The organism is Liquorilactobacillus oeni DSM 19972 (assembly GCF_001436275.1).
In the GTDB taxonomy this organism is placed as follows: Bacteria; Bacillota; Bacilli; order Lactobacillales; family Lactobacillaceae; genus Liquorilactobacillus; species Liquorilactobacillus oeni.
In genome coordinates, this window is record NZ_AZEH01000039.1 from 632,159 (window position 1) to 653,407 (window position 21,249).

Annotated in this window: 22 protein-coding genes; 3 read left to right on the forward strand and 19 right to left on the reverse strand. The window is 38.6% G+C overall.

What is annotated here, in order from left to right; all coding sequences use genetic code 11:
• Positions 1–63: 63 nt before the first annotated feature.
• Positions 64–1,755 (reverse strand): DAK2 domain-containing protein, encoded by a 1,692-nt coding sequence (locus FD46_RS08095; protein WP_057896646.1) that lies wholly within the window; start codon positions 1,753–1,755, stop codon positions 64–66.
• A 37-nt stretch (positions 1,756–1,792) separates the two neighbouring features.
• Positions 1,793–2,155: an Asp23/Gls24 family envelope stress response protein gene (locus FD46_RS08100; protein ID WP_057896647.1), complete on the reverse strand. Its 363-nt coding sequence runs from the start codon at positions 2,153–2,155 to the stop codon at positions 1,793–1,795.
• A gap of 253 nt (positions 2,156–2,408) precedes the next feature.
• Between FD46_RS08100 and rpmB the strand changes: the two genes are divergently transcribed.
• Positions 2,409–2,594 carry a 50S ribosomal protein L28 gene (gene rpmB, locus FD46_RS08105; RefSeq protein ID WP_057896648.1) on the forward strand — a complete coding sequence of 62 codons (186 nt, stop codon included), beginning with the start codon at positions 2,409–2,411 and terminating at the stop codon, positions 2,592–2,594.
• 79 nt (positions 2,595–2,673) lie between these two features.
• Here the strand turns inward: rpmB and FD46_RS08110 are convergent, their stop codons facing one another.
• The 11 genes from FD46_RS08110 to gmk all read right to left on the reverse strand — a co-directional run bounded on the left by FD46_RS08110 (position 2,674) and on the right by gmk (position 14,554).
• Entirely contained in the window at positions 2,674–3,318 is a 645-nt protein-coding gene (locus tag FD46_RS08110) for a thiamine diphosphokinase (protein ID WP_057896649.1), read from the reverse strand.
• A 1-nt stretch (position 3,319) separates the two neighbouring features.
• Positions 3,320–3,973: a ribulose-phosphate 3-epimerase gene (gene rpe / locus FD46_RS08115; RefSeq protein WP_057896650.1), complete on the reverse strand. Its 654-nt coding sequence runs from the start codon at positions 3,971–3,973 to the stop codon at positions 3,320–3,322.
• Positions 3,974–3,983: 10 nt separating this feature from the next.
• Positions 3,984–4,859 (reverse strand): ribosome small subunit-dependent GTPase A, encoded by an 876-nt coding sequence (gene rsgA / locus FD46_RS08120; RefSeq protein ID WP_057896651.1) that lies wholly within the window; start codon positions 4,857–4,859, stop codon positions 3,984–3,986.
• Positions 4,860–4,892: 33 nt separating this feature from the next.
• Positions 4,893–6,872, reverse strand: a complete 1,980-nt coding sequence (pknB, locus tag FD46_RS08125) for a Stk1 family PASTA domain-containing Ser/Thr kinase (RefSeq protein WP_057896652.1) — start codon at positions 6,870–6,872, stop codon at positions 4,893–4,895.
• On the reverse strand, positions 6,869–7,621 hold the full coding sequence (locus FD46_RS08130; protein ID WP_057896653.1) for a Stp1/IreP family PP2C-type Ser/Thr phosphatase: 753 nt from the start codon (positions 7,619–7,621) through the stop codon (positions 6,869–6,871). The genes pknB and FD46_RS08130 overlap by 4 nt, the downstream gene beginning before the upstream one ends.
• Positions 7,605–8,975 (reverse strand): 16S rRNA (cytosine(967)-C(5))-methyltransferase RsmB, encoded by a 1,371-nt coding sequence (gene rsmB, locus FD46_RS08135; protein WP_057896654.1) that lies wholly within the window; start codon positions 8,973–8,975, stop codon positions 7,605–7,607. Before rsmB ends, FD46_RS08130 begins: the two co-directional genes overlap by 17 nt.
• Positions 8,968–9,921, reverse strand: coding sequence for a methionyl-tRNA formyltransferase (fmt, locus tag FD46_RS08140; RefSeq protein WP_057896655.1), 954 nt, complete (start codon positions 9,919–9,921; stop codon positions 8,968–8,970). The genes rsmB and fmt overlap by 8 nt, the downstream gene beginning before the upstream one ends.
• 22 nt (positions 9,922–9,943) lie before the next feature.
• Positions 9,944–12,361: a primosomal protein N' gene (gene priA / locus FD46_RS08145; protein ID WP_083479416.1), complete on the reverse strand. Its 2,418-nt coding sequence runs from the start codon at positions 12,359–12,361 to the stop codon at positions 9,944–9,946.
• 14 nt (positions 12,362–12,375) lie between these two features.
• The gene (coaBC, locus tag FD46_RS08150) at positions 12,376–13,563 is read right to left on the reverse strand and encodes a bifunctional phosphopantothenoylcysteine decarboxylase/phosphopantothenate--cysteine ligase CoaBC (protein ID WP_057896656.1); all 1,188 of its coding nucleotides are present in this window, start codon (positions 13,561–13,563) and stop codon (positions 12,376–12,378) included.
• A 161-nt stretch (positions 13,564–13,724) separates the two neighbouring features.
• Positions 13,725–13,937: a DNA-directed RNA polymerase subunit omega gene (gene rpoZ, locus FD46_RS08155; protein WP_057896657.1), complete on the reverse strand. Its 213-nt coding sequence runs from the start codon at positions 13,935–13,937 to the stop codon at positions 13,725–13,727.
• Positions 13,934–14,554, reverse strand: coding sequence for a guanylate kinase (gene gmk / locus FD46_RS08160; RefSeq protein WP_057896658.1), 621 nt, complete (start codon positions 14,552–14,554; stop codon positions 13,934–13,936). Before gmk ends, rpoZ begins: the two co-directional genes overlap by 4 nt.
• A 185-nt stretch (positions 14,555–14,739) precedes the next feature.
• On the opposite strand from gmk, the gene FD46_RS08165 reads away from it, so the two are divergent.
• Positions 14,740–15,066, forward strand: coding sequence for a hypothetical protein (locus tag FD46_RS08165; RefSeq protein ID WP_057896659.1), 327 nt, complete (start codon positions 14,740–14,742; stop codon positions 15,064–15,066).
• Between the two features lie 359 nt (positions 15,067–15,425).
• Here FD46_RS08165 and glnA read toward each other — a convergent pair whose 3' ends face one another.
• From glnA to miaA, 4 genes are all read right to left on the reverse strand, one after another.
• Entirely contained in the window at positions 15,426–16,769 is a 1,344-nt protein-coding gene (gene glnA / locus FD46_RS08170) for a type I glutamate--ammonia ligase (RefSeq protein ID WP_057896660.1), read from the reverse strand.
• A 22-nt stretch (positions 16,770–16,791) separates the two neighbouring features.
• The gene (locus FD46_RS08175; RefSeq protein ID WP_057896661.1) at positions 16,792–17,181 is read right to left on the reverse strand and encodes a MerR family transcriptional regulator; all 390 of its coding nucleotides are present in this window, start codon (positions 17,179–17,181) and stop codon (positions 16,792–16,794) included.
• A 75-nt stretch (positions 17,182–17,256) separates the two neighbouring features.
• A complete protein-coding gene (locus FD46_RS08180) occupies positions 17,257–18,534 on the reverse strand; it encodes a methionine gamma-lyase family protein (RefSeq protein WP_057896662.1) in 1,278 nt (425 codons plus the stop codon).
• A 6-nt stretch (positions 18,535–18,540) separates the two neighbouring features.
• The gene (gene miaA / locus FD46_RS08185) at positions 18,541–19,473 is read right to left on the reverse strand and encodes a tRNA (adenosine(37)-N6)-dimethylallyltransferase MiaA (protein WP_057896663.1); all 933 of its coding nucleotides are present in this window, start codon (positions 19,471–19,473) and stop codon (positions 18,541–18,543) included.
• Positions 19,474–19,601: 128 nt separating this feature from the next.
• Here miaA and FD46_RS10255 point away from each other — a divergent pair, with 128 nt between their 5' ends.
• Entirely contained in the window at positions 19,602–19,778 is a 177-nt protein-coding gene (locus FD46_RS10255) for a DUF3042 family protein (RefSeq protein WP_083479401.1), read from the forward strand.
• A gap of 71 nt (positions 19,779–19,849) precedes the next feature.
• Here FD46_RS10255 and FD46_RS08190 read toward each other — a convergent pair whose 3' ends face one another.
• Both FD46_RS08190 and FD46_RS08195 read right to left on the reverse strand, forming a co-directional pair.
• Entirely contained in the window at positions 19,850–20,260 is a 411-nt protein-coding gene (locus FD46_RS08190) for a rhodanese-like domain-containing protein (protein ID WP_057896664.1), read from the reverse strand.
• Between the two features lie 23 nt (positions 20,261–20,283).
• Positions 20,284–21,243: an ROK family glucokinase gene (locus FD46_RS08195; RefSeq protein ID WP_057896665.1), complete on the reverse strand. Its 960-nt coding sequence runs from the start codon at positions 21,241–21,243 to the stop codon at positions 20,284–20,286.
• Positions 21,244–21,249: the final 6 nt, after the last annotated feature.

Consider the following 21,249-nt stretch of genomic DNA (forward strand, 5'->3'; position numbering starts at 1 on the left):
AAGGATAATAAAAGCCTGATCGATTTCTATGAATCAATCAGACCTAGGAATAAAAATAAAAACTTATTCAACTGATATTAAATAAGGATACACTGGCTGATCTCCTTCATGAATTTCAACTTCTAGATCCTCATCAAATTCCAGGGCAGCTTTTTTGATTTCTTGCGCTTCGCTTGCAGAGCCTTCTGTTCCATAGATAACAGTTACTATTTCACTGTCAACATCCAACATTTCTTTTACCATTAAAATGGCCGCTTGTTTGCATACAGGATCTGTAACTACAATTTTCCCATCCACGATACCCATATAATGATCTTTTTCAATCTTCTTACCATCAATGTTAGAATCACGTACTGCAACAGTTACTTGACCGGATTTTACTGTGTCTAGATCCGCTGCCATTTCTTCTTCATTATCAGAAAGATTTGCATCTTGGTTAAATGAAACCAAAGCTGACATGCCTTGGGCAATTGTCTTACTTGGAATAACTGCAACTTTCACTCCAGATACAATCTTAGAGGCCTGTTGTGCTGCAAGTAAAATATTTTTATTATTAGGTAAAATAATTACTTTTTTTGCATGGGTTTTTTCAACCGCATCTACAATATCCTGGGTGCTAGGATTCATTGTCTGACCGCCATTTAAAACATATGTAGCGCCTAAACTGCGGAAAAGTTTATTTAATCCCTTACCAGAGGCAATTGCAATAATTCCATAGCCATTGACTGAAGCAGCCGTTGACTGCTCTTGAACATTTTCTTCTTTATCGTGTTCCAAAATTGTTTCATGTTGAAGACGCATATTATCGACTTTAACTTTGATAAGTGAACCAAAATGCTGTCCATAAGAAAGAACTTTACCAGGATGCTCGGTATGCACATGCACCTTAACAACTTCATCATCTGCAATTACAAGAAGAGAATCGCCAATTCCGTTGAGATAAGCTCTAAATTCATCGTAATCGAATTTCTGATCCACTAAACGCCCTGCTCCTAAACGAACCATAATCTCAGTACAATAACCATAGCGAATGTCTTCCGTATTCAACTGGCTTTGCACACTCTTATGATGCTGTGCATTAACCATCTCATCCATCTCTTCAACGCTTGGCTGGTGTGAATCGCCATCTTCGCTTTTATTGCCTGAAAGAACATCATAAAAACCTTGATATACAAAAGTCAATCCCTGCCCCCCAGAGTCAACAACACCGACTTCTTTTAAAACAGGTAGTAATTCAGGTGTCTTAGCCAAGGCTGATTTAGCTGCTTCATAGGCTGACTTCATCACCAAAACGGCATCATCTGTTTCTTCAGCTCTTTTGTTTGCCGCCTTTGCCGCTTCACGTGCAACAGTCAAAATTGTTCCTTCTGTTGGCTTCATCACAGCCTTATATGCAGATTCCACCCCTGCAGAAAGGGCAGCCGCTAAATCAGCGGCTGTCAGCACATCTTTTTTTTCAGTACTCTTATAAAAACCCCGAAAAATCTGTGACAAAATAACACCGGAATTTCCGCGTGCTCCCATTAAAAGTCCCTTAGCCAAAGCAATTGCTAGTGACCCGACGCTGTTTGCAGTTGACTCAGCTACATACTTTGCACCACTGGCAAAAGAAAGATTCATATTGGTCCCGGTATCACCATCCGGAACGGGGAAAACATTCAGTGAATTAATAAATTCAGCATTTTTACTCAACCTTTTAGAACTGAGCGCAACCATTTTTCTAAATTGCGCTTCAGTTATCTTCGTCACTTTCAACTTTACTTATCCTCCTTGGTTATCAACAACTGCTCTATTACTCTTCAATGACGCGTACGCCTTGTACAAAGATATTTACAGAGCTAGCAGCTATACCCAACATGGTTTCTAAATTATACTTGACTTTGTCTTGAACATTGCGGCAGACTTCGGAAATTTTAGTCCCGTATCCTACAATAATATAGACGTCAACTGCAACACCGGATCCCTCTTGACGTACTACTACTCCTCTAGAATAGTTATCACGTTTCAGAATGTCATTAAGATTATCCCGGATCTGACTTTTGCTGGCCATTCCCACGATCCCGAAAATTTCAGTTGCTGCTCCGCCCACAACTGTTGCAATCACATCATTATTGATGTCGATGTTTCCGAACTGCGTTTTGATCTTTACAGCCATAAAATACAGCCTCCTTAATTTAGCACAATCATTAACGGTATTTTATCATAAATCACACTAAACCACTATACCCCAGCGCAAACCCTATTTCAACGAAGAAGGAAGTTAATGTGTTTTCTGAACCAGATATTAGGGTTGCCAAGTTAATTTACTTTACAGAAAAATCTTGCATTCAAAACTGAATTATGATAACTTAGTCAAGTGAGTTATCAGTAGCAGTATTCTTAGTTTTAGCAGCAAAGGAGGAATAACGATGGCAAAAGACTTTATTACAGGCCGCAAAACAACTTTCGGTAAGAAACGTTCACACGCTTTAAACCAAACAAGTCGTTCATGGAAACCTAACCTGCAGAAGGTTAGAATTCTGGTTGACGGTAAGCCAAAAAGAGTTTGGGTATCGGCTCGTACTTTAAAATCCGGTAAGGTAACTCGTGTATAGTTATTAAGGACTCGTTTTACGAGTCTTTTTTTGTACTTTTTTAAAATTACCCGTCTTTCCATTCATTCAAACACTGCGACTAGTCTTTACTTTGAATAACACAAACTACTCCGCTTTCAAAACTGAAGTTTCCTTCACTGCCGGTAAATTCATTGCTTGCAAGTGAAATTGGATAGTTGAAATCAACCTCGGATAATCTATACTTTTCATCAAACAAGCTTAATTTTTTTACTGCAGTTAGGGGAACAAATGCTAAATATTTTTTATCTGTCTCTTTAACAAGCTGATGCTTCCCCGGCTTAAAAAAACGAATTGAATTAAAACGATCGTAAATAAAGATTTGTTCAAGATAAGCATAAAATGGCTGACGCAGCACAAAGAAGAGATTTGCTAGGAGATGGTCAATCCTCCCTCCAGTTGCTCCATAGAGGTTAATTCTTTCAACTTCAAACTCCTCAAAAATAACCTTAAGCGCTAATTCAGTATCAGTATCATCTTTTTCGGCTTTTGCAGTGATAACTTTACGACTTGCCTTAAAAATCTGCTTTCTTTCAGTCGAAGAAGAAGAATCAAAATCTCCAATCGAAACAGCAGGAGTTAATCCTCTTTTGATCAAGCGTAAAGCTCCTCGGTCTGCACCAACCCAAATTTCCTTTTCTTTACCTGTGAAAAGATCATCGGGCCATTCACTAACCGGCCCACCAACTAAGACATTAATAATCATATTAATCACCTGCCACTTTACGCAGCACTTCAACCTGTGCTTTAGGTGACGTACCCCCAAAAATAAAAGAACCAGCAACTGCAACTGTCGCTCCCTTTTCGTGACACAAAGCGATGGTCTGATCATCAATTCCGCCATCAACTTCAATTTCGAATAAAAGTCCGCGTTCCTTTTTTAAATGTGCCAGTCTTTCAATCTTATCTAAAATTTCTGGAATAAATTTCTGTCCCCCAAAGCCAGGGTTGACTGTCATTATTAAAACAGCATCCAGTTCAGAATAAAGTTCCTGTAAAACACCTAAGGGAGTCCCTGGGTTCAAAACAACTTCTGCTTTGCAGCCAACTTTATGAATCAATTGAAGCAGCCGATAAATATGGGCAGTTGCTTCATAATGGACCCCAATAATATCTGCTCCTGCAGAAGCAAGCTGTGTTATATAATCTTCTGGATGACTGACCATTAAATGACAGTCGAATATCATCTTACTATGCGGTCTAAGTGCCTTAATAATCGGAACCCCAAAAGAAAGGTTCGGCACAAAATGTCCATCCATTACGTCCAGATGAAGATACTGTGCTCCTGCTTGTTCTACCTGTGCTACTTCATGTTGCAGATTCGCAAAATCTGCACTTAAAATTGATGGAGCAATTTTCATCTATAACACCTCATTTACGATATTTTGGTTTTTGGGCGCTGATTTCTTTTTGAAACTGCATGTAGTTGAGATAGCGGCTCTTTAAAATCAAGCTTTTTTCAACTGCTTCTTTAACAGCGCACCCAGGTTCATTAAGATGAAGGCAGCTTCTAAATCTGCACTCCATACTGCGATCACGAAATTCAGGGAAAAATGAACCCAGCTTCTCTTTAGTAATATCAGCTAGTTCAAAAGAAGAAAATCCAGGAGTGTCAGCAATTAAATTATTTAGAAGAGAAAAAAGAGACGTTTTTCGAGTGGTATGTTTCCCGCGGCTAAGCGCTTTAGAAATTTCACCGGTTTTTAAATCCAAACCAGGTTTTAGTCTATTCAGCAAAGTTGACTTACCAGCTCCTGTTTGCCCCATTACCACTCCTAACTGATTTTCAACTGTCCCTAAAAACTCTTCCGGCTTAGGATCAAGTGAAAGTATACAATTATAATAAGGTTTATAAGCAGCTGCTATAATCTTTAATTTTGATAATTCCGCAGAATTTAAAAGATCAATCTTTGAAAAGTACAATATTGGTCTAATTAAATTTTTTTCGAGCATTACTAACTGACGATCCAGAAGATTAGTTGAGAAATCAGGTTCTTTTGCCGCAGTAACAATGATTGCAAAATCCACGTTAGCAACTGGAGGCCGTACAAGGCGATTCTTGCGTTTCATAATCTTCAAAATATAGCCTTCAGTTTGATCAGAAACCTTAAACTCAACCCAGTCTCCTACCAGTGGAGTCTGATTTTTCTTGCGAAAATTACCGCGTGCTCTGGTACGGTAAACTTTTGATTGAGTTTTCACATCATAATATCCGCTCAAAGACTGATGGATTTGACCAACTGTCATTTTCAGCACCGTTCCTTTCTAAGAAGAACAAGTTTAATGATTATCAGCAGCTTTAACATCATCTTTTTCTTCAATAACCTTCCCATCACGGACTATCTTATACTTTCCAGCTGCTGAACCGTCTAAGGTAAAAGGTAAAGAAAGTTCCGTATTACGTTGGATTGTCATACTCTGGAAAACATCATTGTAGCTATGATTCTTGTCTTGTAAATAAACTTCTATTTTATTTGATGCATTTTGGGTTGATGAATTTGAAGCACCATCAAAAGGAACTGTAACTCCTACTGTAAAATCATTTTCTTGATTTTGGCTTGAAGAACTTGCATTGCTCGCAGAAGATGAAGAACTTTCCCCATCATTTTTTGCAATTGTCACCTGCAGTAAATCGCCACTTTGTACCGGAGAACCAGCTGCCGGATCTTGATTAATTACCAAGCCATTTTCATAGTCGCTGGAAGCTTTTTTTTTGACCTGAACAACCAATCCTAATTCAGTTGCGTAATCGCGAACACTTTTTTCAGTATAGCCAGTAAGATCGCGCAGGTAAGTTTGGCCCGCTCCTGAACTAACCGTAAATGTAACCGTAGTTTGATCCCAAACTACCTTTTTATTCTTGGAAAGTGTTTGCGCTAAAATTTCACCCTTTGCAACACTATTAGAATATTCAGCCTGTTTGAGCACAGTTACTCCCTTAGCTTCAAGTTTTTTCTTAACAGTTGCATAAGACTGACCGGAGTAATCACCAAAGTTAAATTTTTCAGGTCCTTTAGACAGCACAATTGCTACTTTTGAATTTTCACGAACACTTGTATCTTCTTGAGGAATAGCTGCAATAACTTGTCCCTGATAATACTTATCACTATTTTGGTATGTAACTGCTCCAACCTTAAGATTACGATCAGATAAAACTCCTTCTGCCTCTGCTTTTGTCATCCCTCTTAAATTAGGAACTTTGACATTATGCGGGGCTAGAGCAAACGCCAAAGTTGTAAACAAAAACAGCATTAGAGCAAAACCAATTCCGCCAAAAAACAGCCATTTTTTTTTGCGGCTCCATTTTTTTGGCTTCTTTTGCAGCGTTTTTTTTATTTTATCTTCTTCACTTTTTTCTATACCGGATGAAAGAGGCTCTAGGACCTTGGTTTCATCATCCATTACTTCTATGTGATGCCACTTGGGCTCATTTAAACGTGTTTCAGAAAGACTAGTTTGCAGATCATTTGCCATATCAAGGACAGTTTGGTAACGTTCCTTCAAGTTTTTTGCAGTTGCTTTTAGAACTACGTTTTCAAGTGCCTGAGGGATATTTTTGTCAAATGAACGAACAGAGGGCATTTCGTTTTGAAAATGCTTAAGTGCTATTGAAACTGCAGTTTCTCCCTGATACGGAACTTGGCCGGTCAGCATTTCAAACAAGATAATGCCTAAAGAATAAATATCGGACTGTTTTGTAACCAAACTTCCCCTTGCTTGTTCAGGTGAAAGATAATGGACCGACCCCAACAGTGTATTTGTCTGTGTTAGAGAATACTCCGACGTTGCCAAGGCAATTCCAAAGTCAGTAATTTTAGCCTGACCATTTTTATCGATCAGAATGTTTTGCGGTTTGAGATCACGGTGAATGATATCATGTGCGTGAGCTTCTGCAACCGCAGAAAGAATTTGCTCCATAATAGCAATTACTCTTGTATAACGAAAAGGGAAACTTTTACTGATGTATTCCTTCAGATCCATCCCTTCTACGTACTCCATTATCAAATACTGCATACCGTTTTCTTCACCTAAGTCATATATACTGACAATATTTGGATGAACTAACTCAGTAAGCGAAATGGCTTCACGCTTAAATCTTCGAATTGCTGCAGGATCATCTCTTAAATCAAGACGCATTAATTTAACTGCGACATCCCTTTTTAAAATCAGATCAAATGCAAGATAGACATTAGCCATTCCGCCTTCGCCTAGGCTTTTTTCAATTTTATAACGACCGCTTAATACATAACCTGATTTCATTGCGGTTCCACCTCATCGTTTTTTGCTGCCCGCGCAAGCAAAAGCGTAATGTTGTCATTCCCACCAGCTTCATTTGCCTTTTTTATCAGGGAGTGGCACTTATTAGAAAGTGTTGCATCATCTTGCAAAGTTTTTTCGATTTCTTCATCAGAAAGCATATTGGTTAATCCATCTGTACATAACAAGAGCATATCAGAAGTTTTCATTTTGACGATTTTTTCATCTAAAGTTGCACTTTTAGAAATACCCAGAGTGCGCGTAACAATATTTTTTTGAGGATGATGTTTAGCTTCTTCTGAACTAATTTGTCCGCTTTTAAGTAATTCATTAACTAATGAATGGTCTTCCGTAACCTGAATTAATTCATTTTCGCGCAAAAGATAGCCACGACTATCACCGAGGTTTGCCAGAAGAAATTCTGTGCCGAAGAAAAGCGCACAGACCAGAGTTGTCCCCATACCATTCAGGTCTTCGTACTGCTGTGCTCTTTTTAAAATTAACTCATTTTCACGTTCTACTTCTTCAACCAGCCAGTTTGCCCCTTTTTTTAAAGTTGCAAAACTCGTCTCTTCAAACCTGAATCCAAGGTGAGAAACAGCCATTTCTGAGGCTACATCGCCCCCCTTATGACCGCCTAGGCCATCGGCAACCACAGCAAATTCGATTCCGTTTTTATTTTTAAAAACACCGACATAATCTTCATTTCTTTTGCGAATTCTTCCAATATCACTCTTATACGCAAAAATCATCTGCTTCATCCCCAACGTTTTTTTTACACAAAGTTGCAATGAAAAAGCCATCTGAATCATATTCATCAGGATAGATAGTTAATCCCAGCTTTTTATCATCTTTAAGATGATAACTGGTTGTCGTTTTAAGTTGTTCGAATTCTGGATGCTTTTTTAAAAACATATTAATTACTTTTTCATTTTCAGTATTTAAGATTGTACAGGTACTGTAAGTCAGTTTGCCTTTCGGAGCAACAAGGACAGAAACTGCTTCTAAAATTCCAAGCTGGATTCGCTGCAGGTTGTTTGAATCAGCGGATGTTTTTTCATAGCGTATTTCTGGTTTACGTCTCATCAAACCTATTCCTGAACAAGGCGCATCTACTAACACTTGTTCAAAACTGTCCGGTGCAAAGTGTTCTGAAGCGTTACGGGCATCCATTGTTTGAGCAGTCACTTGAGCACTAAAGCCACACTTGCGGGCATTTTCTCTAATCAATTTCACCTTGTGCTGGTGAATATCCAACGCGATCACTTTCCCTGACTTTAAACTATCAGCAATCTGCATCGTTTTACCACCAGGGGCTGCACAGGCATCTAAAATTATTTTATCTTCAAACGGCTGCATCGAATCAACAACTAAAGCCGCACTTTCATCTTGCAGCATTATTTTTCCTTCTCTAAAAAGAGTGCTATTAAGCGCATGCCCATTATTAAGTATTAAACTAGCAGGAAAAATCGGACTTTTTTTAATTTCAAATCCTTCTTGTTGAAGTTGCGCAATAGCATCAGCAACGGGTATATGTGAAGTATTGACACGCACCGCCTGATGTGGAACCTTCATTAGCGATGCCAAAATCTTTATAGTTTTTTCTTCCCCAACCTGCCGCTGCAAGCTTTCAATAATCCACTCAGGGACACTATAGGTTATACTCAAACGCTTTAATGGCTGCTTGATATCTTGCAGATTACGCAAACCTTGTCGGATTACAGCGTGTAAAACACCCGTTACAAATTTGCGAATTCCATCATGTCCCCTTTTTTTAGCAATTTCAATTGCCTCATTCAACACAGCATGTCTGGGTATTTTATCTAGATATTGTAATTGATATAGGGATATCAGCAGCAGCTGTTTTACCCAAGTTTCTATTTTCTTTGGCTTAATAAAGGGTTCCAACCAATATTCGAGTGTCAACCGATGTTGTAAAACACCATAGACCATTTTCGTCAATAAGTTGCCATCAACGCGTGATAGATGCTGTTTATGCATCGTTTGATTCAATAAAAGGTTCGAATAGGAATTATTGCTTTCTATTCGAGTTAAAATATCGACGGCTAAAAAACGAGCTGTTGGTTCTTTTTCTTTATTATTCATCCTCGATTATCCTTTGACCTGCTTTTATACCCTGCCCTTGACCATTCAGATAAGCAGTAATTTCCATCTTTGGTTTGCCAGCGGGCTGCAGTTGTTCTATTTGGTAAACCGTTCCCTTTGCAGCTGAAACCTTTAAGTTTTGTTTGTCAACAGCAACAACAAACCCTGGTGCTAAAGATGTTGTTTCAGCAAGCGGTTTGATTTTCCAAAGTTTAGTTCTCTTACCAACCACTTTTTTAAAATATGCGCCCGGCTTTGGCCTAAGTGCCCTTATTTTCCAGTCCAACTGTTGTGCTGTTTTCGTTAAGCTGAGTTTTTCCTGTTCTGCACTAATCACTGGAGCAAAAGTAACTTTTTCTTCATCTTGCGGCTGTGCTTTGACTTCACCATTTAATAGTTTTGGCAAAGTTTCAAGCAATACCTGGCGTCCGAGGATACTCATCTTCTCAAAAATCGAACCAGTATCATCCGTTGCTGTAATCGGCAACTCTGCTTGGGCGAGCATAGCTCCAGCATCCATTTTTTTGATCATATAAATTAATGTAACACCAGTTCTTTGATCACCATTCATAATAGCATACTGTACAGGTGCACCTCCACGATATTTAGGCAAAAGGGAACCATGCACGTTAATGGCACCAACCTTAGCAGCAGCAATCAATGCATTCGGCAAAAATTGACCGAAAGCCGCCGTGATAATCAAATCAGGCTGCAATGCAATTACTTCTTTCATTTCCTTGCTGCCACTTATTTTTTGCGGCTGTAAAACCTGGATATGATGTGCAAGTGCGACTTGCTTAACCGGAGGATGTGTTAAAACACGCTTACGTCCTGTAAAACGATCCGGTTGTGTAACAACTGCCTTAACGTTATAATCGGCTTCTAAAATTCCTTCTAAAATAGTTGCTGCAAATTGAGGTGTTCCCATAAAAACAACAGAGGTCATTTAATTTATCATTCCTTTTTATTTATATGAAATTCAAAGGTTCTTTATCAATAGTAATCATCACACCAGCTCTTTCATCGCGCTGGCTTTTCTGTAACAATGCATGCAAACACGCATTTAACTTAGGCTCTTTTTTATACTTGATAATCAGCTGGTAATAATAGCGATTATTAATACGCATAATTGCTTTAGGAGTTGGTCCCAAAATGAAAGAATTACGACCCAAAACCTTTTTTAACTCCGTATAGGTCTCAAAAATTTTTTTTGCAGCATTACCCTCGTCAAGGGCACTTGCCGTCACCTGAATAGTAAAGAAATACGGCGGATAGCCTCCACGATGACGAATATTCATTTCTTGGTTAAAGAACTCCTCATAATCCTGCTTTTGTGCCAATAATAGAGCATAATGGTTTGGATTATAGGTTTGAATAATTACTTTTCCTTCTTTTTGTGCACGTCCAGCACGTCCGCTTACTTGAGTAAGCAATTGAAAGGTACGCTCACTTGCACGAAAGTCGGCCATGCCCAACGCAGTATCTGCATTGAGTACACCTACCAAAGTTACTTCAGGATAATCGAGTCCTTTTGCAATCATCTGTGTTCCTAATAAAATGTCGGCTTTTCTTTCCCCAAAGCGCCTCAGGATACTCTCATGTGCTCCCTTTCTCCTAGTCGTATCAACATCCATTCTCAAAATCCGCGCTTGTGGAAAAAGCTGTCTTAGTTCTTTTTCAACTTTTTGCGTACCGGTTCCGTAATATCTGATCTGCTTGCTGCCACAAGCAGGACAAATATAAGGAATTTTCTCTTCATGCCCGCAGTAATGGCATTTCATAGAATGTGTATCAAGGTGCAGGGTTAGTGAAATATCACAATTAGGACAATTCAAAACGTAACCGCAATCGCGGCACATCATAAAAGAAGAATAGCCACGGCGGTTAAGCATTAAGATAGTCTGTTCTTTTTTTTCCAATCTTACGGTGATTGCGTCCAACAAAGATTGTGAAAAATCAGGAAAACGTGTCTTCTTAGCTTCCTGCCTCATATCTATCAAAGAAACCGCCGGCAGCGGTCTGTTATTAATACGTTGAGGCAGTTTAAGCCAGCGGTAAACACCTTTTTGTGCACGCGCGCGTGATTCTAAGGAAGGAGTAGCGCTCCCCAGGATTACAGGACAATTATGATAATCAGCCCGCCATTTTGCAACATCACGTGCATGGTAACGCGGCATTTTTTCCTGCTTATAGCTGCTTTCATGTTCTTCATCCATAATAATGACTCCAATGTTTTCCAATGGTGTAAACACGGCAGACCTTGCACCAACGACTACACTTGCCTTGCCTTCCTTAATTCTGCGCCACTCGTCAAAGCGCTCCCCAGCAGATAACCCGCTGTGAAAAAGAGCTACCTGCGTACCAAAACGGCCGATTACTCTTTTTACCATCTGCGGCGTTAACGAAATTTCAGGTACCAGCATTAAAGCTGTTTTCTTTTTTGCAAGCACATGTGCGATAGCCTGTAGATACACTTCAGTTTTACCGCTACCAGTTACTCCTTCAAGCAAAAAAGTAATTGCGTTTTCATTATCAATGTCAGCATTAATTGCTGTAACTGCTTCTTTTTGCGCAACAGTCAGTTCCCTTGGATGCGTTTTAACGATTTCCATATTTTCAACAGGATTGCGCCGGGCAACCTTCTCAAATCTTTTAATCCAGCCTCTTTTTTCCGCACTGTGTAAGGTTTGTGCAGTAATTTTCAATTTTTTTTCCAGTATTGTCTGTTGTACTTCTTGGGAATGTCGGATTAGATAATCAAGCATTTTTTTCAAGTTGGCTGCATTTGCCCGTAAGTTCTTTTTTGCTGCTTCTAATTGCTCTTTACTTAAAATACTCTTTACAAAAATCACCTTTTTGGGTAAAAGCCTGTCATTAACCAAGTAGTTTAACTTAACTTTCCCTTTTTTACGTGCATCCAATAATTTTGTCAGCAAATCCGCTGATACTTTTTGTTCATCCAAAAACTGGCTTTTCCGCGTGTTAAAAAAAGCCGATACTTCTTTACTAAGTTCACGGCCATCAATTAAAACCAATTCTTTTTGATACTTGGCTCGCAGCGCCCCTGGAAGCATTGTCTGCAAACAACTGATTGCAAAAGAAAAGGTGTTGCGTGCCATCCACTTCGCAAGCTCTAGTGACTCTGTATTTAATACAGGTTCAAAGTCAATAAGTGCAGTAATTTCTTTTAAACTGCCTTCAAAACTGTTTTGAGTAAACACTCGCATAACAAAACCCTGCACAAGGCGGCTCCCCCGACCAAAGGGCACCACCACCCGCATTCCGCTATCAATTTCATTCTCAAACTCTTTTTTGACCTTGTACGTATATGGCCTATTGGTCTGCATAGTAGGAACATCGACAATTACTTCAGCATACTGAGTGATTCTAAGCACCTCCTTTACTTGGAAAGCAGCATGTCAAAAATTTTTTCGGCAATTTCTTCTTTGCTGGTTTTTTTTATTAATCGCGGTTTCTTATCTGGTTGTAAGAAAGTAACTTCGTTTTGATCGCTGCCGAAACCAATGTCAGAACGTGAAACGTCATTTGCTACTAACAGGTCAACATTTTTTTCTTTCATTTTTTTAGTAGCATTTGACAATAAATGCTGAGTTTCAGCAGCAAAACCAACCAGCAATTGCTTTTGCTTTTTAGTTCCAAGCTTTAAAAGAATGTCTGGGTTTTTTATCAAAGAAAGAGACATTTTTTCTGAATGTTTTTTTATTTTCTGAGCTGCCGGCTTTTCGACACGGTAATCAGAAACTGCCGCAGCCATAATCACAATATCCATTTCCGAAAAATAATGTTCAACAACCTCATCCATTTGAGCTGTAGTCTGAACCTGAATAAGCGTTGCTCCTGTTTCAATTTTTAAATCTGTAGGCCCAGCAACTAAAATAACTTTTCCTCCGCGGGCAACAGCATTTTTTGCCAACGCAAAACCCATCTTGCCTGTCGAATGATTGGTAATATAACGAACTGGATCAATCGGTTCAACGGTTCTGCCAGCAGTGATCAAGATTTTTTTTCCATACAAGTCCTGCTTTAGAGAAAAATTTTGAACTTTTTTTTCTATCCATGAAACGATCCGTGAGATCTTGGGCAAACGCCCTTTCCCTTCGTAGCCTTCTGCCAAAAAACCCGAATCTGGTTCTAAGACAAAGACACTGTCTTTGTGTAATTGTGCAAGATTCCTTTGTGTTGCCGGATTAAAATACATCTTCTCATTCATTGCTGGAATCACAAACTTAGGACACGAGCTCGCTAATAATGCCGAAGTTGTAAAATCATCTGCAATTCCGGAAGTCATTTTTGCAATAATATTTGCGGTTGCCGGAATTACAACTGCAATATCCGACCAGTCAGAAAGTTCAATATGAGGAACAATTCCGTCATTTTTTTCTTGATCAGTATAAACATGATTTCGACTAAGTGTTCCAAAAGTTAAGGGCGTAATAAAACCTTCTGCACTTCTTGTAAGTGCAACCTTGACATGAGCACCTTTTTTTATTAATTCCCTTACAAAAAAGGCTGCTTTATAAGCTGCTATTCCCCCAGTCACATAGACTGCAACATGCAAATTTTTCACTGTGCCGGCCTCCTGTATATAATAACCATATTGTACCAATATTAGCAGCAAAAAACACAATAAAAAAGAGATCACTCAGAGTGCTTCAACCACTAAAAGGTTGTTAACACATCCAAGCATGATCTCAAACCGCTACATTAACTAATTCAATAAACATAAATCTAAATTTTTTCACTCTCATCCGGATCGATAATTAAATCATCTGCAACAACCTCTTCAAGTGCTTTACCGACATTCTTAACAGATTTATACTTATTCAACATTGGAGCTGCTCCGCCATCAAGTTCATGAGCGCGTTTACTTGCTAGCATCACTAACGAATAACGAGAATCAACACGTTTTAACAAGTCATCTACTGAAGGATACAAAATCATTTTAAAACATCTCCTAACTGTTTTTTATAATCTGGCAAAAATCTTTTAACACGCCACCGTTCAGCTCGAATAATGGTTTTAATCTTTTCAACAGCTGCGGGGATTTCGTCATTAACAACTGCATAATCATAATTCTGCATCATCTCAATCTCCCCGACGGCTCTTTTCATCCTCTTATCAATAGTCGCAAGGTCGTCAGTTCCGCGTTCAATGATACGGTGACGCAATTCCATCAAATCAGGAGGGGTTAAAAAAATAAAAAGTCCATCTGCGCATTTCTTTCTAACTTGCATCGCACCTTTAACTTCAATTTCAAGGAAAACATCTTTACCACTATCAAGCATCTTATTAACATATTTTAACGGTGTGCCGTAATAATTGTCAACATAACGTGCATACTCCAACATGTCTCCGGCTGCAATCTCATTTTCAAATTCATCCTTCGACACAAAATAATAATCCTTTCCATTAACTTCACCAGGTCTTTTCTTTCTAGTTGTCATTGAAATTGAATAATGAAATTTGTTATCATCCTGTTCAAAAATTGCCTTTCGGATAGTTCCCTTGCCTACACCTGAAGGACCAGATAGTACAATCAACATTCCCCTTTTAGACATGTCTTTAAATTCTCCTCTAAAATAATGTATTAACTCAATGATGTACTTTTTTTGTAGCTTTTTCAAGACTCTATTTTCAAATTATAATTATTCTCTTTCAACTCTTAAAATTACACTTGCATTTACGAACAAATGTTCTATAATAAATTTATCGAACAAGCGTTCTGAAAGAGAGTGATTTCAAGATGGCATTAAGAAAAACAACTTTACAGCAGACCATACAGGCTATTCAAGAGAAATTTAACAGTACCTTCCTAGATGAAAATATCAGTTATCAGCAAATGCCCGCTTTTCAACTTAATTTTTTCATTACTCAAGCGATTCAAAAACATAAACTGATCAAACTTTGTTTCACAGATCACAACGAAAATAAATTCAGCGCAACAGGTTTTATTAATCAGAATAAATCAAATAAAGATGCTTATATTATAACGGATATCTATGGGGGAATTACCCACCTTATTATGTTTACTCAAATTAAAAACGTTAAAGCAGCCAGAATTCCTAAATAGCACCTGTTTTATACCCATGTTAATTTGTGAAAACTAATTTTCAGCTATATGATCATACTGCAAATTTAACTTAGGTAATTGTCATCTTCAAAACCGGTAGCCTCCATTTTGTCCATTAACTAAGTTATTGAGATATCTTAATGAAACTGCAATAAAGCTTAGAAACTCCTTAGCGTTTAATAATGGACTGCAAACATTACTGCTTGGAAAGAGAAAACATACAGGAACAAATATCAGTTAGTCAGAAATGACTGATATACTAGAACAGATTGGCATTGTGAGATAAAAATAAAAGGGATACCGGAACAAAACTAATGCTTTGTTCCAGCCCCTTTTTAGTTTCAGCAGCTTAAATAGACTTAATACAATTCTAAATACTGATCGCGTTCCCACTGGGAAACCTCTTGACGATAAGCACCCCATTCAAGCTTTTTACCTTCAATAAAGTTTTGATACAAGTGTGGCCCCATGGCCTTTGCAATTACTTCATCAGCTTCCAAAGACTTCAACGCATTATGCAAAGTTGATGGTAAATCCGAAATTCCATTTGCCTTTCGTTCTTCATCATCCATCACATAGATGTTACGGTCAATCGGTTTAGGCGCAGCCAACTTATTACGTAGTCCATCAAGTCCAGCCTCTAAAATAGCGGCAATTGCAAGGTAAGGATTTGCACTCGGATCAACGCTCCTTAGTTCAAGACGAGTTGATAATCCACGTGCAATCGGCACACGTACTAATGGTGAGCGATTACGCCCCGACCATGCTACATAAACAGGTGCTTCATAACCCGGCACAAGTCGCTTATAAGAATTGACTGTTGGGTTAGTAACAGCTGTAAATCCGCGAGCATGTTTCAACAAACCTCCAAGAAAATAATGTGCTTCTTCAGAAAGCTGCATCTCTCCGTTTTCATCATAGAAAGCATTGCCTTCTGAATTAAAAAGTGACATATTAATATGCATACCTGAACCATTGATACGATCAAGCGGTTTTGGCATAAAAGTTGCATGTAACCCATGTTTGCGTGCTACTGTTTTAACAACTAATTTAAATGTCTGAATGTTATCACAAGCATGCAGCGCATCAGCATACTTAAAATCAATTTCATGTTGTCCAGGAGCGACCTCATGGTGAGAAGCTTCAACATCAAAGCCCATGTTTTCCAATTCAAGTACAATATCACGGCGGCAATTTTCGCCAAGATCTACAGGTGCAAGATCAAAATAGCTGCCCTTATCATTAAGGTTCATTGTTGGTTTGCCTGTTTGAGGATCTAACTTAAATAAGAAAAACTCCGGCTCCGGGCCGATATTAAAGTCTGTAAAGCCTAACTCTTTCATCTCTTTCAAAACACGAATCAGATTATTCCTTGGATCTCCAATAAAGGGAGTTCGATCTGCATTATAAACTTCACAAATGATTCGTGCTACTTTTCCATGTTCGCTTCCCCAAGGGAAGATCATCCATGTTGACAGATCTGGATATAACCACATGTCACTCTCTTCGATTCTAACAAAGCCATCGATCGAAGAACCATCGAACATTAACTTGTTGTCCAATAATTTGTCTAGTTGGCTGATTGGAACTTCAACGTTCTTAATAACACCATACAGATCTGTGAACATTAAACGCAAAAATTTAACATTTTCTTCCTTAGATATCTTGCGGATGTCATCCTTAGTGTAGCTAGGCTTTACCATATAAATCGCTCCTTTTTTAAATTTAGAGGTTCTTATTATGTTTGAAAGGAAACTCTTCTTTCTTGCCAAGGCCGCTGACAGAAATAAATTCATCCCGTAAAATTCGACGCACGTCAGAATCTGTCAACGGTTTATCCAATTGAGCTTTTTTTGCAGCACGTTTACGTTCCTTTTCTATGTAAATGTGCTTAATTCCAGCCATGTTAATTCCTTCATCGAGATAATCCCTGATTTCCAATAAACGATCAATGTCGTTAAGAGAATACATTCTACGATTTCCTTCATTGCGTTCCGGCTTTACCAGTTTTTGCTCCTCATAGTATCTGATCTGTCTAGCTGTCAAGTTAGTCAGCTTCATGACCGTTCCAATCGGCAAAACAGCAAGAGAACGTCTGAGTTCCTTTTCTTTCATAACAACCCTCCTCTAACTCACGCACTAATAATAGCAAGGCGGTTTTTAATTGTCAACACGAAATGTCATATTTTATTACATGTCTTTCTTTTCGAAAAAAGTTTCCGCAACTGCCTTACTAATCGCAACTTTCACATGTGCGTAAGTCAGTCCTCCTTGAATGTACAATCGATAGGGCGGTCTCATAGGCCCATCTGAAGATAGCTCAATTGTAGAACCCTCAGTAAAACTGCCAGAAGCCATTATTTCCTTATCCTCGTAACCTTCCATGACACTCGGAACCGGATCAACATACGAGTTGACTGGTGAGTAATGCTGAATTGCCCGACAAAAACCGATCATTGCTTTCGGGTTGCCGAAACTAACAGTTTGCACAAGGTCAGTACGAGGAGCATCCCAACTAGGGGATACATCTAAGCCGATCTTTTCAAGAAGTGCGCTCGTAAAGATTGCTCCTTTAATAGCCTCACCAGTAACGTGCGGAGCTAGGAAAAATCCTTGGTACATGTCCCGGATATGCCCAATCGTTGCGCCTTCATGCTTTCCTGCCCCAGGAACATTTAAGCGATTACCTGCTCGTTTGATCAAATCTTTTTTCCCCACAATATATGCCCCTGTTTTAACAATTCCTGCCCCAGCATTCTTATAAAGTGAACCAGCCATTAAATCTGCCCCATATTCAGTAGCTTCATGAATTTCCGAAAATTCACCGTAACAATTGTCAATAAAAATAATCACTTTTGGCAGCCTTTCACGGACAAAAGCAATCATCTTCTTGATTTCAGCAACAGTAAAACTGTCTCTAAGAGCATAGCCTCTTGAACGCTGAATAGCGACTACTTTAATGTTGGTATTACTTGCTAGTTTTGCCGCAATGCTTTTGTAATCAACCTTGCCATTTTGAAGAAGCTTTGCATAATCGAAGTTGATTCCATAATCCAGCATAGAACCCGGTTCATTTCCAACTATTCCAATTACATGCTGAATAGTGTCATACGGCATTCCTGTCATATAAAACAATGTATCTTGCGCTCGCAGCACACTAAAAAGGGCAGTTGCAATTGCATGTGTCCCTGAAATCAACTGCGGCCTTACCATTGCATCTTCAGTATGAAAATAATCTGCATAGATTTCATCTAATTTCTCACGTCCAACATCATCATAACCATATCCAGTTGATCCTGCTAGATCTTCTTCTGCGACGTGGTGCGTTCTAAAACACTCCAAAACACGCATTTGATTATAAGTTACTTGTTCGTCAATCTCCGTTAATCTTGGTGCAATCTGTTTTTCACTTTCTTTGATTTTTTTTTGCAGATCTGTCGGTAATCCTTTTTTCCATGAAAGTTCCATCAAAAATTACTCCTTAGTTTCTATCCAATTTTTAACAACCTCAGTTATTTTATCAGCGTTATTTTTATCTGAAATGATATCAAACCAAGTTACATCCATTTTATTGCGAAACCACGTTAATTGCCTTTTAGCATAGTGACGTGAGTCTTTTTTAATATTAGCAACAGCTTGAGCGAGAGGAATCTTTCCTTTAAAATACGGAAAAAGCTCCTTATAGCCTATCCCCTTGCCTGCCGGCAGGCTTTCTCCTCCGGCATCATACAACCAGCGGGCTTCTTCTAATAATCCATTTGAAAGCATCAAATCAACCCGTTTTTCAATTCTTTGGTACAGCACTTCACGATTTGTGTTTAAACCAATAACCAAAGGCAAAAACTCTTTTGTCGGCCGGTCATTTTGCTTTGAAAACTGTTTTCCAGTCTTCTCAAAGACCTCAAGAGCCCGAATTATCCGCCTTTCATTATTTGGAGGAATACCTACAGCTGCATTCGGATCTACTTTTTTTAATTCCTGCCAAAGTTGTTTTTTCCCGTTTTGTTTTGCAAATTGATACCACTTTTCCCTGATTCTTTCAGAGTCTTCATACTGATCATTGCCAAGCTGAAAATTATCAAGAAGAGCCTGCAAATAAAAACCTGTTCCGCCGACAATGAATGGCAACGACCCCTTTGCTGTAATTTCATTAATCAAGTGCCGGCACTCTAAAACAAATTCTGCTACAGAAAACCGCTGCTCAATCTCTCTGACATCTATTAAATGATGAGGGACCAAAGATCTTTCTTTAGAAGTTGCCTTAGCCGTACCGATATCTAACTTATGGTAAACCTGCATAGAATCACCAGAAATAATTTCGCCATTAAATTTACACGCTAAGTTTAATGAAAGATCCGTTTTACCGACAGCTGTAGGGCCAACAATCAGAACAATTTTAGTAGTCATCTTTTCTCCTTTCTCATCACAAAGTTCTCTTATCAAGTTTTTAATCTTATTTTATACTTATAACTGGAATTTTAACTTCAAAACCTGCATAATTAGTTTTATAAAGAAAATAAGGAGGTCTATTTCAAATGAAACCATTCGGTAAAGGGGTTATCCTTGGTGTTGTTTCAACACTGAGTGCTGTTGCAGGATGCTTTTATGCGTTTAAACATACAGTAGTTGACCCAATAGAAGAAAAAGAAGCAATGATTGATGAACATCATCGACGTGCAATACGTAAAATGCACTCATCTCATCAAGGTTAAACAGTATTCACATCAAAAAAGAGGCTCTGACAAATTCATGTTGGCCTCTTTTTTCGATTAACTTTCTAAAATTAATTTTTCTTTTTGGTCCGTCCGTCCCATTTATCGAATCCATTCTTAAGAATGTAAAGGTCCTGATAGCCATCTTTATGAAGTTTAACAGCAATTCTTGTGCTCAGTGATTTGCCTTGATCATAAAGATAAACAGGCATATCTTTTCTAATAGATTCTTTCATGATTTTAAATTGTGCAAACGGAACGTTGCGTGCCCCCATAATATGACCTGCATCAAAATTATCTTTATCGCGTAAATCAATAATCTGTGCAGTATGCATTCCTTGACGAAACTCTTTATTTTCAAGAAAATGGGCTACTTTACGCCCTTGATACCATAGATATAATTGATTACCAAAAATATAAAGTAAAACAACAATCAGAATTACATCAATAACTCCCCAGACTGAGATAGCTTGTAAAAACATTCGCTCTTCTCCTTTCAAGTAAACTATTCAAATGTTAATGCAAGCGAAGCTGCACCTATAACTCCGGCTTCGTTTCCAAGTTGTGCCAGTTTAAGCGTTGTCGTTTTTTCAACAACCGGAAATGCGAATTCCCGAAAATACTTATCAACCCTTTTTAAAAGAAATTCTCCAGCTGCTGAAACACCACCGCCAATTACAATATATGACGGGTTCAGCAGATTTCCTAAGTTTGCACATGCAAGCCCAAGGTAATAACAAACCTGTTCTACCACTCTTTTACCAAGAAGATCATTTTTCTTTGCAAGTTCAAAAACAATTTTAGAGGTAATTTCTTGACCATCATCGAGCATTTGTTTCAGCTTTGAGCTGCCGGCAAATTCTTCTGCAAAATCACGAGCCACCCGTACGATTCCAGTAGCAGAAGCATAAGTTTCAAGACATCCATGATTTCCACAGGTACAAAGGTATCCATTAGGCTTAACAATCATATGTCCCACTTCACCAGCCGCTTTCACACCATGCAAGAGTTTACCGTTTGACACAAGACCGCCGCCTACTCCAGTTCCAAGTGTGATAAAAGCAACTTCATTGTCATTTTCTCCAGCACCCTTCCAGCGTTCTCCTAGAGCTGCAACGTTTGCATCGTTATCAATCGCAAAACGAATTGAAGTTCCCTTTTCGATTTCTTTTTTAATCTGCTGAAGTGTCTTCCAATTAAGATTATAAGCTCCGATTACCGTACCAGCTTCAAGATCAACTGTGCCTGGGGAACCCATTCCGATTCCAATAAACTGTTCAGGCTGCATGTTATAGAGTTTAAGGTGATGATTGATAGAAGATATTATGTCAGGAACAATATGGGTCCCTTCATCTAAAATATTGGTTTCTATGCTCCATTTCTGCTGGATTTCACCTTCTGCAGTTAAAATTGCAAATTTAATTGTTGTTCCACCGAGATCAACCCCGATCAGTTTTTTATCCATAAAAAA

Coding starts and splice junctions, on each gene's coding strand:
- FD46_RS08100 (WP_057896647.1), bottom strand. CDS start 2,155: ATGGCTGTAAAGATCAAAACGCAGTTCGGAAACATCGACATCAATAAT.
- rpmB (WP_057896648.1), top strand. CDS start 2,409: ATGGCAAAAGACTTTATTACAGGCCGCAAAACAACTTTCGGTAAGAAA.
- FD46_RS08110 (WP_057896649.1), bottom strand. CDS start 3,318: ATGATTATTAATGTCTTAGTTGGTGGGCCGGTTAGTGAATGGCCCGAT.
- rpe (WP_057896650.1), bottom strand. CDS start 3,973: ATGAAAATTGCTCCATCAATTTTAAGTGCAGATTTTGCGAATCTGCAA.
- rsgA (WP_057896651.1), bottom strand. CDS start 4,859: ATGACAGTTGGTCAAATCCATCAGTCTTTGAGCGGATATTATGATGTG.
- pknB (WP_057896652.1), bottom strand. CDS start 6,872: ATGAAATCAGGTTATGTATTAAGCGGTCGTTATAAAATTGAAAAAAGC.
- FD46_RS08130 (WP_057896653.1), bottom strand. CDS start 7,621: ATGATTTTTGCGTATAAGAGTGATATTGGAAGAATTCGCAAAAGAAAT.
- rsmB (WP_057896654.1), bottom strand. CDS start 8,975: ATGAATAATAAAGAAAAAGAACCAACAGCTCGTTTTTTAGCCGTCGAT.
- fmt (WP_057896655.1), bottom strand. CDS start 9,921: ATGACCTCTGTTGTTTTTATGGGAACACCTCAATTTGCAGCAACTATT.
- rpoZ (WP_057896657.1), bottom strand. CDS start 13,937: ATGATTTTGTATCCTTCAGTAGATGACTTGTTAAAACGTGTTGATTCT.
- gmk (WP_057896658.1), bottom strand. CDS start 14,554: ATGTCTAAAAGGGGAATGTTGATTGTACTATCTGGTCCTTCAGGTGTA.
- FD46_RS08165 (WP_057896659.1), top strand. CDS start 14,740: ATGGCATTAAGAAAAACAACTTTACAGCAGACCATACAGGCTATTCAA.
- glnA (WP_057896660.1), bottom strand. CDS start 16,769: ATGGTAAAGCCTAGCTACACTAAGGATGACATCCGCAAGATATCTAAG.
- FD46_RS08175 (WP_057896661.1), bottom strand. CDS start 17,181: ATGAAAGAAAAGGAACTCAGACGTTCTCTTGCTGTTTTGCCGATTGGA.
- FD46_RS08180 (WP_057896662.1), bottom strand. CDS start 18,534: ATGGAACTTTCATGGAAAAAAGGATTACCGACAGATCTGCAAAAAAAA.
- miaA (WP_057896663.1), bottom strand. CDS start 19,473: ATGACTACTAAAATTGTTCTGATTGTTGGCCCTACAGCTGTCGGTAAA.
- FD46_RS10255 (WP_083479401.1), top strand. CDS start 19,602: ATGAAACCATTCGGTAAAGGGGTTATCCTTGGTGTTGTTTCAACACTG.
- FD46_RS08190 (WP_057896664.1), bottom strand. CDS start 20,260: ATGTTTTTACAAGCTATCTCAGTCTGGGGAGTTATTGATGTAATTCTG.
- FD46_RS08195 (WP_057896665.1), bottom strand. CDS start 21,243: ATGGATAAAAAACTGATCGGGGTTGATCTCGGTGGAACAACAATTAAA.